The organism is Brevibacterium sp. Mu109 (genome assembly GCF_900169375.1).
Classification (GTDB): Bacteria; Actinomycetota; Actinomycetes; order Actinomycetales; family Brevibacteriaceae; genus Brevibacterium; species Brevibacterium yomogidense_A.
The window spans coordinates 119,228-133,113 of record NZ_FXZF01000003.1; the positions used below are offsets into that span (position 1 = coordinate 119,228).

At 68.6% G+C, this 13,886-nt stretch carries 12 protein-coding genes; 8 read left to right on the top strand and 4 right to left on the bottom strand.

The window, feature by feature from the left end; genetic code table 11:
* Positions 1-84: 84 nt before the first annotated feature.
* Positions 85-378 (top strand): DUF4193 domain-containing protein, encoded by a 294-nt coding sequence (locus tag BSP109_RS02845; protein WP_087006868.1) that lies wholly within the window; start codon positions 85-87, stop codon positions 376-378.
* A gap of 165 nt (positions 379-543) precedes the next feature.
* On the opposite strand, the gene BSP109_RS02850 is transcribed toward BSP109_RS02845, so the two are convergent.
* Positions 544-1,005: a DUF3093 domain-containing protein gene (locus BSP109_RS02850; RefSeq protein ID WP_087006866.1), complete on the bottom strand. Its 462-nt coding sequence runs from the start codon at positions 1,003-1,005 to the stop codon at positions 544-546.
* Positions 1,006-1,098: 93 nt separating this feature from the next.
* Here BSP109_RS02850 and dut point away from each other — a divergent pair, with 93 nt between their 5' ends.
* The 4 genes from dut (at position 1,099) to acnA (ending at position 6,705) form a co-directional block, all read left to right on the top strand.
* Positions 1,099-1,539 carry a dUTP diphosphatase gene (gene dut / locus BSP109_RS02855; RefSeq protein WP_087006865.1) on the top strand — a complete coding sequence of 147 codons (441 nt, stop codon included), beginning with the start codon at positions 1,099-1,101 and terminating at the stop codon, positions 1,537-1,539.
* 88 nt (positions 1,540-1,627) lie between these two features.
* On the top strand, positions 1,628-2,455 hold the full coding sequence (locus BSP109_RS02860; RefSeq protein ID WP_087006863.1) for a DUF3710 domain-containing protein: 828 nt from the start codon (positions 1,628-1,630) through the stop codon (positions 2,453-2,455).
* 23 nt (positions 2,456-2,478) lie between these two features.
* Entirely contained in the window at positions 2,479-3,858 is a 1,380-nt protein-coding gene (locus tag BSP109_RS02865; RefSeq protein ID WP_101599310.1) for a class I SAM-dependent RNA methyltransferase, read from the top strand.
* Positions 3,859-4,020: 162 nt separating this feature from the next.
* A complete protein-coding gene (gene acnA, locus BSP109_RS02870) occupies positions 4,021-6,705 on the top strand; it encodes an aconitate hydratase AcnA (RefSeq protein ID WP_101599311.1) in 2,685 nt (894 codons plus the stop codon).
* A gap of 118 nt (positions 6,706-6,823) precedes the next feature.
* Here the strand turns inward: acnA and BSP109_RS02875 are convergent, their stop codons facing one another.
* Positions 6,824-8,218 carry a DUF5129 domain-containing protein gene (locus BSP109_RS02875; protein ID WP_180959595.1) on the bottom strand — a complete coding sequence of 465 codons (1,395 nt, stop codon included), beginning with the start codon at positions 8,216-8,218 and terminating at the stop codon, positions 6,824-6,826.
* Between the two features lie 84 nt (positions 8,219-8,302).
* On the opposite strand from BSP109_RS02875, the gene dxs reads away from it, so the two are divergent.
* Positions 8,303-10,207, top strand: coding sequence for a 1-deoxy-D-xylulose-5-phosphate synthase (dxs, locus tag BSP109_RS02880; RefSeq protein ID WP_101599313.1), 1,905 nt, complete (start codon positions 8,303-8,305; stop codon positions 10,205-10,207).
* A gap of 69 nt (positions 10,208-10,276) precedes the next feature.
* On the opposite strand, the gene BSP109_RS02885 is transcribed toward dxs, so the two are convergent.
* Together BSP109_RS02885 and BSP109_RS02890 are read right to left on the bottom strand one after the other, a co-directional pair.
* A complete protein-coding gene (locus tag BSP109_RS02885) occupies positions 10,277-11,476 on the bottom strand; it encodes an HRDC domain-containing protein (RefSeq protein WP_257944525.1) in 1,200 nt (399 codons plus the stop codon).
* Positions 11,473-12,087 (bottom strand): DUF3000 domain-containing protein, encoded by a 615-nt coding sequence (locus BSP109_RS02890; RefSeq protein WP_087007047.1) that lies wholly within the window; start codon positions 12,085-12,087, stop codon positions 11,473-11,475. The genes BSP109_RS02885 and BSP109_RS02890 overlap by 4 nt, the downstream gene beginning before the upstream one ends.
* Before the next feature lie 92 nt (positions 12,088-12,179).
* Between BSP109_RS02890 and BSP109_RS02895 the strand changes: the two genes are divergently transcribed.
* A complete protein-coding gene (locus tag BSP109_RS02895; protein WP_087006851.1) occupies positions 12,180-12,767 on the top strand; it encodes a flavin reductase family protein in 588 nt (195 codons plus the stop codon).
* A 64-nt stretch (positions 12,768-12,831) separates the two neighbouring features.
* The gene (hemE, locus tag BSP109_RS02900; RefSeq protein WP_087006849.1) at positions 12,832-13,881 is read left to right on the top strand and encodes a uroporphyrinogen decarboxylase; all 1,050 of its coding nucleotides are present in this window, start codon (positions 12,832-12,834) and stop codon (positions 13,879-13,881) included.
* Positions 13,882-13,886 lie beyond the last annotated feature (5 nt).

Consider the following 13,886-nt stretch of genomic DNA (forward strand, 5'->3'; position numbering starts at 1 on the left):
CGTGCAGAATGCAGGGGACACAGCCGGAGGTAGGTTTCAATCACCTCCGAACAGCACCGATTTCCCGGAGAGTGATCACGCCAGATGGCAACCGACTACGATGCGCCGAAGAAGCAGGACGAGGAACTCAGCAACGACTCGATCGAAGAGCTGAAGGCGCAGCGAAACCAGCAGATGGCGAGCCAGGTCGACGAGGATGAGGCCGCCGTTGCTGAGGGATTCGAGCTGCCGGGCGCGGATCTCTCGAATGAAGAGCTGTCCGTGCGCGTGCTGCCGAAGCAGAACGACGAGTTCACCTGCATGGAGTGCTTCCTGGTCAGGCACCGTTCGCAGCTCGCCGACGCAGACGCGATGATCTGCACCGACTGCATGGGGTGAAGCCCTGACCGGATCGGGCGATCGATCCGGCGTGCTCTCAGGGGGAGGCGACTCCCGGGACTGCTGTGCGAAGAGGGGAGGGACCGCGATCGCGGTCCCTCCCCTCTTCACGTGCGGGCGGGCGCGAGCACGGGTCACGTGTGCGCGGGCGCGCGCGGCGGAAGCTCAGGCGGTGGCGGGTGACGGAGACAGGAGCGCGGCCAGGGACTGCGGCTTCCGCGTGGAGACCAGCCAGTACGGGGTGGGGTCGGACGGGTCTGCGATCTCGATGCGCACGACGGTCTTGACCCACGGGCGCAGCAGGAGGAAGGCGCGAACGTCGAGCAGATGGCCGCGCTGAGCGAAGGACTCCTGCGCATCGAAGCCGGTGACGCCGCTGATGAAGCTCCTGTCGATCCGGGCGCGGCCGGCGATGAACGACTCCTCGGTCACGACGACGCGTGCGGACAGCGAGCGCATCCAGATGATCACCGCGGCCGCCACGAGGAGCGGCAGGACGACCGCACCCACCTGCGTGAGCGGAAGTACCAGGAGGGACGTCATCGCAGACAGGAGCATCAGCGTGATCCACCATCCGGCGCTGGGGGAGAGGCGTTCGCTGTACACGGTCGAGGAGGTGGTGGTCATGGCCTCATCTTCCCATACGGCCACTGGCGCTCACCCGCTGTGTAGAGTGGCGCCGTGACTGATCAGAGAGACGCTCAGGGTGCGCGACCCGCCGTGCGAGTGAAGGTGCTGAGTGAGGACGCGGTCGTGCCCGCGTACGCACATGCCGACGATGCGGGAGCCGACCTGTACGCGGATGAGGACGTCGAGCTGGCGCCCTTCGCGCGGGCGGTCGTCGCGACCGGGGTGGCGATCGCGCTGCCGGCCGGGCATGCAGGCTTCATACACCCCCGCTCCGGGCTCTCCTCGAAGCACGGAGTCACCGTCGTGAATGCTCCCGGCACGATCGATGCCGGATACCGCGGTGAGATCAAGGTGCCGCTCGTCAACCTCGATCCGGACACCACATACACGGTTCAGCGGGGCGACCGCATCGCCCAGCTCGTGGTCCAGGCGGTCGCGCATGCGCGCTTCACCATCGTCGACCAGCTCGACGACACGGAACGAGGTGTCGGCGGCTTCGGTTCGACCGGAGGCTTCTCCGCGTCCGACTGACCCGCGACGTCCGCACGTCGACACAGCCGACCGTGACGTCGGTCGCGACAGCACTAGACTCGTCAGTGCACTGCCGAAGGAAGGATCCATGGGACTTTTCGACCGATTCAAGAAGAAGCGCCCGGACGCGTCGTCCGTGGTCGCTGACGACGCGACGGACGTCGCGGAGGACGTCGACGTTCCGCAGGACGCCGCCGATCCGAGTGCGGAAGCGCCCGTCGAGGACGATGAGTTCGTCGTCGACCCGAAGGAGGCTCCCCGCGATCGTACGGAGAAGGGTCCCTTCGACGTCGACGACTCCGTGCCCGATCGCCACCGTCTGAAGATGGGCGCGCTCGCAGTGCCGGTGCTGGACGGCATGCAGATCAGGCTCGAGACGGAGGAAAAGTCGGACAGGGTGCTCGGCGTCACCATGGTGCACGGCAAGGCCGCGATGCAGCTGCAGGTCTTCGCGGCTCCGCGCGGCGAGGGCCTCTGGAAGTCGATCCGCGACGAGATCGCGGACGGCGTGCGACGTCGTCGGGGCAAGGCCGACGAGCTCTACACGGACCTCGGGAACGAGCTCGTCTGCCAGGTGCCCGTCCGGGCGAAGGACGGACGCACGGGTGTGCGCGTCACGCGCTTCGCGGGCATCGACGGCCCGCGCTGGTTCCTCCGCGCAGTCTTCTCCGGCACCGCTGTCACGGAGAAGGAGCCGCGCGCGGAGCTCGTGGATCTGCTCCGCGGCGTCGTCGTCGATCGGGGCGGCGACGCGATGCCTCCGCGCGAGCTGATTCCCCTCACCGCGCCGAACATCACTCCGGCAAAGACGGCTGATGGTGAGCAGGCCGCAGGTGTGCAGACGGACGCCGAGCCCGCCGATTCAGATGACCTGAACCCGTTCGAGCGCGGTCCGGAGATCGCGGAAGTCCGCTGACCCGGGCACCTCAGGGAGCGCAGATGAGCGGACAGGACCGTGTGACGCTTGAGATCCTCCGCCCCGCCGCGGGCGGCGAATCCCTGGCGCACCACGACGGACGCACGGTGTTCGTCGCCGGGGCCATCCCGGGGGAGACGGTCGACGCGGAGATCACGGGGGAGTCCCGCCGCGTGCTCCGTGCGAGGACGGTCGAGGTGCGTGAGGCATCGCCCCACCGCGTCACCGACCGCCGCATCGCGCTGGGGGTCCCGGGTGCGGGCGGCCTCGAGTTCGCCCACGTCGCACTGGTGCACTCCCGTGCGCTCAAGGAGCAGGCGGCAGCCGACCAGCTCGAGCGGATCGGCGGTCTCGATGCGTCGCAGGTGGGCTTCCGCGTCCTGCCGGCACCGCTGGAGGCCGCAGCTGAGTCCGCGAGCCGCGAAGGCGCCCCGGACACGGAAGGCGCCCCGGACAGGGAAGGCGTCCTGGACGGGACGGCATGGCGCACGCGGGTGCAGAGCGCGGTCGATGCAGATGGACGGCTCGGCATGCTGGCCCCCGGCAGCCACACGGTCATCCCCTATGACGCGGGGATCATCCCTCTGGCCGTCGACGAGGTGAATGCGCTGGGTCTCACTGACCTCCGCCTTCCCGGGGTCACCCGGGTCGAAGTGGCAGCCGGACATGATTCCGGTGCGGTGGTCCTGCGCGGAGCCGGTGCCCGTGAGCAGGCCGAAGCGGTGGTCAGCCAGACCCGTGACTGGCCCGGCGAATGGAGCATCCTCGCGGAAGCGGGGACCCGCGCACGCGGCAGAGGCGCGCGCAATCGCGGCGGTCGGTTCGCCCGCCCCCTCCACACCGTGCAGGGAGACGGATGGGTGCGCGAACGAGTGCCGGGAGTCGATCGTGACCTGCGCGTGCGGGGCGATGGGTTCTGGCAGGTGCACCGCGATGCGGCCGCCGTTCTCGTATCGTCGGTGCGCTCCGCAGTGGGCGACCCCGACGGCGGGACCGTGCTGGACCTCTATTGCGGTGCGGGCCTGCTGGGGATCGGCCTCGCGGAGCAGGGGCATTCCATCGCGGGGATCGAGGGCTCCGCGCAGGCGGTGGCCGACGCGGTCGCGAACGCGCGCGGTCTCGATGCGCGATTCGACGTGGGAAGGGTCGAAGGGGCACCGGACTTCGCCGCTGCGCGCACAGCCGTGCTCGACCCGCCTCGAACGGGGGCGGGACCCGCAGTCGTGGATGCGCTCCTCGCGTCATCCGTCCAGCGGATCGTCCACGTATCGTGCGACGGTGCCACCCTCGCGCGCGACCTGAAGAGGCTCGTCGCCGGCGGCTTCCGGGTCTCATCGGTGGTCGCGCACGATCTCTTCCCCGTCACGGGGCACCTGGAGTTCGTCGCAGTCCTCGACCGCTGACTCGGCGATTCCGGGAGAAGTCCGAGGGGCAAATGGCCGGGGGCATCCGGACACGATAGAATGTATCTTGACATCAAGATACTTTACGGAACATCCGCATTGCCTAATTCGGCAGGCGCGGGCATCCGCGAGTGTCGAGAGCTGCAGAAGAGGAGAAACACGTTGAGCAACGTCGACAGTTTCACGTCCAAGAGCATGCTTGAGGTCAACGGCAAGAACTACGAGATCTTCCGCCTCGATGCGGTGGAGGGCTCTCAGAAGCTTCCGTTCAGCCTCAAGGTGCTGCTCGAAAACCTCCTGCGGACGGAGGACGGCGCGAACATCACCGCCGATCACATCCGCACTCTGGCGGCCTGGGATCCGAAGGCCGCTCCCAGCCACGAGATCCAGTTCACCCCTGCGCGCGTGGTCATGCAGGACTTCACCGGCGTGCCGTGCATCGTCGACCTCGCCACGATGCGCGAAGCGGTCAAGGAGCTGGGCGGCGATCCGAACAAGGTGAACCCGCTCGCGCCCGCTGAGCTCGTCATCGACCACTCTGTGCAGATCGACTCGTTCGGCAACGCGAACGCCATCGAGCGCAACATGGACATCGAGTACCAGCGCAACGGCGAGCGCTACCAGTTCCTGCGGTGGGGCCAGACGGCATTCGACGACTTCAAGGTCGTCCCCCCGGGCATGGGCATCGTCCACCAGGTGAACATCGAGTACCTGGCTCGCGTCATCATGCCCCGCGAGGTCGACGGTGTGCTGCGCGCATACCCGGACACCCTCGTGGGCACCGACTCCCACACCACCATGGTGAACGGCCTGGGCGTCCTGGGCTGGGGCGTGGGCGGCATCGAGGCTGAGGCCGCGATGCTCGGCCAGCCGGTGTCGATGCTGATCCCGCCGGTCGTGGGCTTCAAGCTCACCGGTGAGATCCCGTCGGGCGTCACCGCGACGGACGTCGTCCTCACGATCACGGACATGCTCCGCCAGCACGGCGTCGTCGGAAAGTTCGTCGAGTTCTACGGCAAGGGCGTCTCCGCCGTCCCGCTGGCGAACCGCGCGACGATCGGCAACATGAGCCCCGAGTTCGGATCCACCGCCGCGATGTTCCCGATCGACCAGGTGACGATGGACTACCTCCGTCTCACCGGTCGCGACGAGGAGCAGATGGCGCTGGTCGAGACGTACGCGAAGGAACAGGGACTCTGGCACGACCCGGAGGCCGAGATCGAGTTCTCCGAGTACCTCGAACTGGATCTGTCGACGGTCGTGCCGTCGATCTCCGGTCCGAAGCGTCCGCAGGACCGCATCGAGCTGTCCGACGCGAAGTCGCAGTTCGCGAAGGACATCCACAACTACGCGCAGCCCGGCGACGAGCAGAAGTCCGCTCCCGTCGCCACTGCCGACGGTCGCGAGTTCGAGCTCGCGAACGGTGCGGTCGCGATCGCCTCGATCACGTCCTGCACGAACACGTCGAACCCGTCCGTCATGATGGCGGCCGGTCTGCTCGCGCGGAAGGCTCGCGAGAAGGGCCTCAACTCGAAGCCGTGGGTGAAGACCTCGATCGCTCCGGGCTCCAAGGTCGTCACGGAGTACTACGAGAAGGCCGGTCTCATCCCGGACCTCGAAGCGCTCAACTTCTACATCGTCGGCTACGGCTGCACGACGTGCATCGGCAACTCGGGTCCGCTCGAGGAGGAGATCTCGCAGTCCATCCAGGACAACGACCTCTCCGTCTCCGCCGTGCTGTCCGGCAACCGCAACTTCGAGGGCCGCATCAGCCCCGACGTGAAGATGAACTACCTCGCGTCGCCTCCGCTGGTCATCGCCTACGCGCTGGCCGGCACGATGGACTTCGACTTCGAGGGACAGCCGCTGGGGCAGGACACGGACGGCAATGATGTCTACCTCAAGGACATCTGGCCCGCACCGGAGGAGATCGAGGAGCTCATCCAGTCCTCGATCAGCACGGACATGTTCACGACCGAGTACGGGACGATCTTCGACGGCGACGACCGCTGGAAGGCGCTCGACACACCGGCGGGCAACGTCTTCGAGTGGGAGGACAGCTCCACCTACGTGCGGAAGCCCCCATACTTCGACGGCATGACCCTCGAGACGTCCCCCGTCGAGGACGTCACCGGTGCTCGTGTCCTGGCGAAGCTGGGCGACTCCGTCACGACGGACCACATCTCCCCGGCGGGCTCCTTCAAGGCGGACACCCCCGCCGGCAGGTACCTCGTGGAGAACGGCGTCGAGCGCAAGGACTTCAACTCCTACGGCTCGCGCCGCGGCAACCACGAAGTGATGATCCGCGGCACGTTCGCGAACATCCGTCTCCAGAACCAGCTCCTGGACGGCGTGCAGGGCGGCTTCACCCGCGACTTCACGCAGGAGGGCGCGCCGCAGACGACCATCTACGATGCGTCGCAGAACTACCAGGCCGCCGGCATCCCGCTGGTGGTCCTGGGCGGCAAGGAGTACGGCTCCGGTTCGTCGCGCGACTGGGCCGCCAAGGGCACCAAGCTCCTGGGCGTCGCCGCCGTCATCTCGGAGAGCTTCGAGCGCATCCACCGCTCGAACCTCATCGGCATGGGCGTGCTGCCGATGCAGTTCCCCGCCGGTGAGAACGCGGAGTCCCTGGGCCTCGACGGCACGGAGACGTTCGACATCGCCGGTGTCACGGAGCTGAACGAGGGCAAGACCCCGTCGACGCTCCACGTGACGGCGACGAAGGAGGACGGTACGAAGGTCGAGTTCGACGCGGTGCTCCGCATCGACACGCCCGGCGAGGCGGACTACTACCGCAACGGCGGCATCCTCCAGTACGTCCTGCGTCAGCTCGCGACCGCGTGATCGGAGGCCCGCTGCGATGAGCGATCGTCGCGGGTGGCCACCGGCTGCGGCCGATCATGGAGAAGCCCCTCACCGATTCGGTGGGGGGCTTCTCCGCGCCTGCATCGGGCTGCCGGGATCAGAAGCGGGAGGAGCTGCCCGATCCGCGGAAGCCACCCCCGGATGATCCATAGCCGGTGCGCGACCCGCCGGAGCTCTGCACGCGCTTCTCACGCTCCACGGCCCTGCGGTGGCTGCGTGCGCCGACAGCGAACCCGATGATGAACGACTGGGGAGAATAGAAGGAACGGCGGTCGTAGAACCCTGTGATGGATCGGGACCGGTCGTTGCGGGTCCACCGGTCATCCGCGATGGCCCTGTCCACATACCTCGCCTTGGCGCTGTTCGTCGGTGCGGCGGCCCGTTCGACCTCGTACATCCGGCGTGTGAGGTCTCCCCGGATCTCCGCGATCTCCTCGAGGCACGCGGAGATGTTCTCGCCTCCACCTGCTGCGCCGCGGTCGCGGACCTCTTCCAGCCGCACGAGTGCGGTGGTGCAGAAGTCATGGAGCTCTGCTGCGACGGCGGCCCCGGCGCGACGTCGCAGTCCGCCGTCGTCCCGGGCAGTGCGCAGGTGATCAGCCGTCTCCTCGATCTCCTCGTCCCATACCTGCTTCCAGTCACCGTCGCCCAGGTAGAGGACTGTCGCACGACGGAGCAGTGCCGAGGCGTCCTCGATGCTCTCCGCGGATCTGCGGATGTCGCGGATGTCCCGCCAGAGTCGGATGTTCACCGCGTTCACCTTCCACACCGGGGACTCCGCGATCGCGTCGCGCTCCTCGAGCGTGCGGTCGTACTGACGCAGGACCGATCCGGCCGTGGACCGGACGCGAGCGCCGAATCCGTGATCGAGCACGTACTCCGTGTCCGACACGGTCGTGTGGACGTCCTGCGTGGTGATCGAGAAGCGGTCGTTCGCGGTGCGGAACCGCGCCCCCATCGACCTGACACCGGCGATGTTCGCCGCGGCGAGCATCGCGAGTGCGAGGGGGACTCCGTACGTGATGCTGAACCGTGTCCAGGCGGGACGGGCCATCTCACCGGCGGCGGCATCCGCGATCGCGGTGACTCCGGACCCCCAGTCGAGTGCCCGGAAGTGCTCGTATCCCCGACTCTGCAGATCCTCCTGAGCGCTCGTGGACTCCACGGCGATGTCCTCTCCGAAGTACGTTCCCACCTGGCCGCTGCCCGTTCCGCTCGTGTTCTCGACGGACAGGGTGATGACGAGGGTTCCGTCGGCCCAGTACCGGCCGTCCGGGGAGAGCAGCTCCTCGTCGGGCAGGTCCCTCGCCCACGCGAGCGTCTCCGCGTTGATGTTGTCGCTCGGTCCGCCGTCCCGCGTCCAGACGACGACCCGGACCGGTGCGTATGTGCGCAGGGCCGCGATGTCCTCCTCGACGCGGACGGGGTCCAGGACCTCGGCCTCATCGTGGACCTCGACGGCGGTCACCTGCTCGTCCGACCATCCTGCCACCCGCGGGGAGGGGATGGGCCCCGGCATCCTCTGCAGGCGTTAGGATGGAACGTCGTTCGCCCTCCCGTTAGGAGTCGCCCCCCGATGACTTTCCTGGAGTCCGTCTCCTCACCCGCAGACCTGCGGGCCCTGTCCCTCGCCGAATGCGAGGTGTACGCCAAGGAGGTCCGTGAGGACCTCGTCGCGACGGTCTCGCGCACCGGCGGCCACCTGGGCCCCAATCTGGGAGTCGTCGAGCTCACCTTCGCACTCCATCGCGTGTTCGAGAGCCCGGCGGACACGATCCTCCTGGACGTGGGACACCAGTCCTACGTCCACAAGTACGTGACGGGTCGTCGCGATCGCTTCGCGACGCTGCGCCAGCGCGGCGGGCTGTCGGGATACCCCTCGCGGGACGAGAGCGAGCACGACGTCGTCGAGAACTCGCACGCCTCGACCTCGCTGTCCTGGGCGGACGGGATCGCCAAGGCGCATCAGCTGCGCGGCGAGGACGACCGCTGGGTGGTCGCCGTGATCGGCGACGGGGCCCTGACCGGCGGAGTCGCGTGGGAGGCGCTCAACACCATCGCGGCGGATGATTCCCGTCCACCGCGCAAGCTCGTCATCGTCATCAACGACAACGGACGCTCCTACGCGCCCACCGTCGGCGGCATGGCGGCGCACCTCGATGAGCTGCGCGCGTCGAACAGCTACGAGAAGCTGCTCTCGTGGGGCAAGGAGCGGCTGCAGCAGTCCGGGCCCCCCGGCCGAGCGGCGTACACCGCCATGCGGGGGATGAAGCGCGGACTGCGCGATATGACGGCCGACGACCACACGGGGATCTTCGACGAGCTGGGGCTCAAGTACATCGGGCCGGTCGACGGCCACGACCAGGAGGCCGTCGAACGGGCACTGCAGCTCGCGAAGGACTTCGAGAGCGGTCCGGTCGTCGTGCACACCGTCACACGGAAGGGATACGGCTACGGCCCCGCGATCGAGGACGAGGTCGACCAGTTCCACGCGGTGGGCGTGATCGACCCGATCACCGGGAAGTCGAAGCCGAGCACCGGACGGTCCTGGACCAGCGCATTCGGCGACGCGATCACGGAGCTCGCCAGGGATCGCGAGGACATCGTCGCGATCACCGCGGCCATGCTCGATCCGGTGGGGCTCACCCGCTTCCGCGACGAGTTCCCCGAGCGCGTGTTCGACGTGGGCATCGCGGAGCAGCACGCGGTCGCCTCTGCCGCCGGATTGTCCTACGGAGGACTGCACCCGGTCGTCTGCCTCTACGCGACGTTCATGAACCGGGCATACGACCAGCTCCTCATGGACGTCGCCCTGCATCGTCAGGGCGTGACGTTCGTCCTCGACCGGGCCGGAGTGACGGGGCCGGACGGGGCGAGCCACCACGGCATCTGGGACATGGCCCTGCTGCAGGCCGTGCCGGGCCTCCGCCTCGCAGCGCCGCGTGATGCGGAGCGCCTCGTCGAGGAGCTCGGAGAGGCGGTCGCGGTCGACGACGCTCCGACCGTGGTCCGCTTCTCACGCGGCAAGGTCGGCACGGAGATCTCGCATCTGCGCCGCACCGACGATGGGGCGGATGTGCTCGCGGAGGTCCCGGAGGGCCTGTCCCCGGACGTGCTCATCGTGTCCGTGGGCGCGCTGGCGGACCGTGCGCTGGCCGTGCGCCGGCGACTCGCCGACGCGGGCATCGGAGCGACGGTCGTCGATCCGCGGTGGGCGCTGCCCGTCCCGGAATCCGTGCAGGGCATGGCACAGTCGCACCGCTTGGCCGCGGTCATCGAGGACGGGATCCGCACGGGAGGAGTCGGCTCGCGTCTGCGGCAGGAGCTGCGCGCGGACGACTCGACGGTAGGCGTCGTCGAGCTGGGCGTGCCCGACGGGTTCCTTCCCCAGGGCACGCGCGACGAGATCCTCGAATACGCGGGGCTCACGGTCGACGCGATGACCGAGCAGATCCTCGCGAGGCTGCCACGGGGCCAGTGAGCCCGGCCCGCGGCACGTGAAGTTCGAAGTGCCAGTGACGCCGGCCCGGGCCCGGTGAGGCGGGTCCGTTCAGCCCCTCACAGAGCGAGCCGCGTCGACCAGCACCGGCAGAGACAGCTCCCGCTGCCACTGCCGGGCTCCGGCGTCGACGAGGAACTCCTCGAGAGCGTCCGGGTCGCCCGGATCGGGCAGTGCTGCGGCGCTGCGCACGAGCGCCGGCTGCAGCAGCAGGTCGTGGGGGATGCCCGTGGTCTCAGACAGGTCCCTCATCCCGGTCTTCAGCGCATCCGTGCGCTCCTTGACGAGTGCGCGGTCCATCCTCCGACCCGGCGCAGTGGCCCTGTGCCGGCGGGGGAGATCCTGCTCGGGCAGTGAATCCGCCCGCATCAGCGCGTCGGCCCACCGCTGTGCGTGCCGTCGTGTGAGGCGACCGGTGCCCAGTGTGCGGAACACATCGTCGGCGGTGCGGACCCGGGCGGATGAGAGTGCGACGATCTCGCGGTCGCGCAGGATGCGGCTGGGGGCCGTGTCGCCGTCACGGGCGATCGCCTCGCGGGATGTCCACAGCTCACGGGCACGGCCGAGCTGACGGGGCACCTTGAGGGATCCGAGGCCGTTGAGGCGGCGCCACGGCTCGTCGTGGACGGTCGGCGTGAAGTCGAGGAGGTGCTCGAACTCCTGCTGTGCGTATTCGGCCAGTCCCGTCGCGTGCAGACGGGCGTCCAGATCGTTGGCGACGTCGAGGAGCACCTCGACGTCGAGCGCGGCGTACGCCAGCCATGACTCCGGCAGCGGTCGGGTGGACCAGTCGACGGCGGAGTGCTCCTTCGCGAGCCGCACGCCGACCGTCTCGCCGACGACAGCGGCGAGCCCGAAGCGCTCGAACCCCAGGAAGCGGGCCGCGACCTCTGTGTCGAACAGAGCGTCCGGCTTCATATCGAGATCAGCGAGGCAGGGGAGGTCTTGGGTCGAGGCGTGCAGGACCCACTCGGTGCCGCGGAGCACGTCGTCGAGTGCACGGAGGTCTGGGAACGGTTCGGGGTCGATGAGGATCGTGCCCGCACCCTCGCGTCGGAGCTGGACGAGGAACGCCCGCTGACCGTACCGGTACCCCGAGGCCCTCTCCGCGTCGACGGCGACTGATCCGGTCCCCGCGGCGAGCGAGCGCGCGGCCTCGTCGAGACCGGCTGCCGTGTCGATGACGTCGGGGACCCCGTCGACCGGCGCACTGAGCAGGGGCAGCGTCTCATCCGTGCTTCCTGAGCTCACCGGCGCCGCCCGGGGAGAGCAGTGACGCCGGCGGGCAGCGGGGGCAGTCCGGCGATCGTCGTGAGCAGGTCCACCCATGCGTCGAAGTGGTCTGTGATGTCCTCGGGCTCATCGAGGACGGGAGTCCACGAAGCGCGCAGCTCGAGGTCGATCGTGGACGGCCGCGCGGCGAGGGTGCCGAAGCTCTCGGAGAGCACCCGCGTCGTCGTGCCGCCGGCGGCACGCACGTCGCAGTCGTGCGATTCGAGGGCATCCGTCAGCCAGGACCAGGCGACGGCGCCCAGCAGGGCCTCGTTGCCCATGTCGTGCTCCAGCTCCGCTCGGATGTAGGAGACGATGCGGAAGTCCCCCTGCCATTCGTCGGGGGCGGCCGGATCGTGGAGCACCACCACGCGCCCGGTGGCGAGCTCGTCGATCTCCTCGCCGGACACTCGCTGGAACGAGGCATCGGCGTGGACCTCAGCGCCGATCGCGGTGGCGAACGGGGCGAGCTTCGACGGTGCCCGGATCGCGGAGACGGAGACATGGGGCACGTCGGCGACTCCCTCGAGCACATTCTTCACTCGTGAGAACGACTGGGGGACGGGATGGAGCGAGGACGGTGATGCCACGTCGTCCACGATAGGGGCTGAGGGGTGCGACACAGAGGATCCACGCCGTGGTCATCCCGGAATAGATCGGATGCATTCGGGCATTGAGGAGCATGAGCCGCATGCGGCCCGGTGAGCGGGCCGCCGCAGCGGTGGAACGGAGGGCGATGACGGCTGTGGACACGACGACACCCGCGACGAGCGACCAGGATCTGAGCGCCGCATTCAGAACGGCTTTCAGGCACCACCCCGGTGGGATCGCGATCATCGCGGCATCCGGCGAGGCGGGACCCGTCGGCATGACCGCCTCGAGCGTCGCGAGTGTGTCCGTCACACCGACGACTGTCCTCTTCTCACTGATGCGGTCCAGCCGCTCCGCCGTGGGGCTGCTGGACGCGGATGCGCTCAGTGTGAACCTCGTGAACGCCCGGCACGCCGGCCTCGCACAGACGTTCGCGATGCACGGCACCCAGCGCTTCACCCCTGCTGAGGGGTGGGAGTACCTGCCGGACGGCACGCCGGTGCTGGCAGACGCATCCGCGTCACTCGTCGGCCACGTGACCCACACGGTCGAGCTCGGCGAGGCCGTCGTGGTCGTGGCGGAGATCACGGAGGTGAGGAGCGGTGATCCCGGTGACGCGCTCGTCTACCGCAATCGCGCGTTCCACCGGCTGCCGGACGACGGGGCGCCCACCAGCTGAGATTTGCCGTACCGCGGCACAGCGGTGTTCTCGTCGGGCGCGGCGGTCTGCGAGACTGGGCCCCATGCAGAACACCCTGGTCTCCGCCGCTCGCTCAGAGTCCGTCAGCCGCACTCCGGTGTGGTTCATGAGGCAGGCGGGGAGGTCCCTCCCCGAATACCGTGAGCTGCGCGCCGGCACGAGCATGCTGGAGTCCTGCCGCACCCCGGATCTCGTCTCGGAGATCACCCTGCAGCCCGTCCGCCGGCACGGCGTCGATGCGGCGATCTTCTTCTCCGATATCGTCGTGCCGCTGGAAGCGGCCGGAGTCGCAGTGGAGATCGTTCCGGGGACCGGCCCGGTCATCGAGCACCCGGTGCGCACGCGTGCAGACCTCGAACGACTCGAGGACCTGACGCCGGACGCCATCTCGGACATCGCCGAATCGATCGGCCGGGTCCGTGCAGAGCTCGATGCGAAGCATCCGGACACGGCACTCATCGGATTCGCCGGCGCACCCTTCACCGTGGCGAGCTACCTGATCGAGGGCGGTCCCAGCCGCAACCACGAGAAGACGAAGGCGATGATGCTGGGGGATCCGGAGCTGTTCTCCGCGATCCTCGAGAAGCTCGGTCGCATGTCCGCCACCTTCATCGATGTCCAGCTGACTGCCGGCGCACAGGCGTTCCAGCTGTTCGACTCGTGGGCCGGCTACCTGTCCGCCGCGGACTACCGGCGGTTCGTCCTCCCGCACTCCGCAGCCGTCTTCTCCTCGCTGTCCCACCATGACGTCCCGTCCTTCCACTTCGGCGTGCAGACGGGTGAGCTGCTGCCCGATATGGCAACGGTCGGCACTGATGTCATCGGTGTCGATTTCCGTGTCGACCTCGCGGACGCGTCTCGGCGGGTCCCGCAGGGACTGGCCCTGCAGGGGAACCTCGACCCCGCGATGCTGTTCGCGCCGTGGGACGTGCTCCGTCCGCGCGTCGAGGAGATCGTGCGAGCAGGCCTCGCCCACGACGGCGGACACGTCTTCAACCTGGGCCACGGCGTTCTGCCCGACACCGACCCCGCCGTCCCCGGGCTCATCGTCGAGGAGGTCCACAGGATCTCCTCCGAGATCCTGGGCTCCTGATCCGC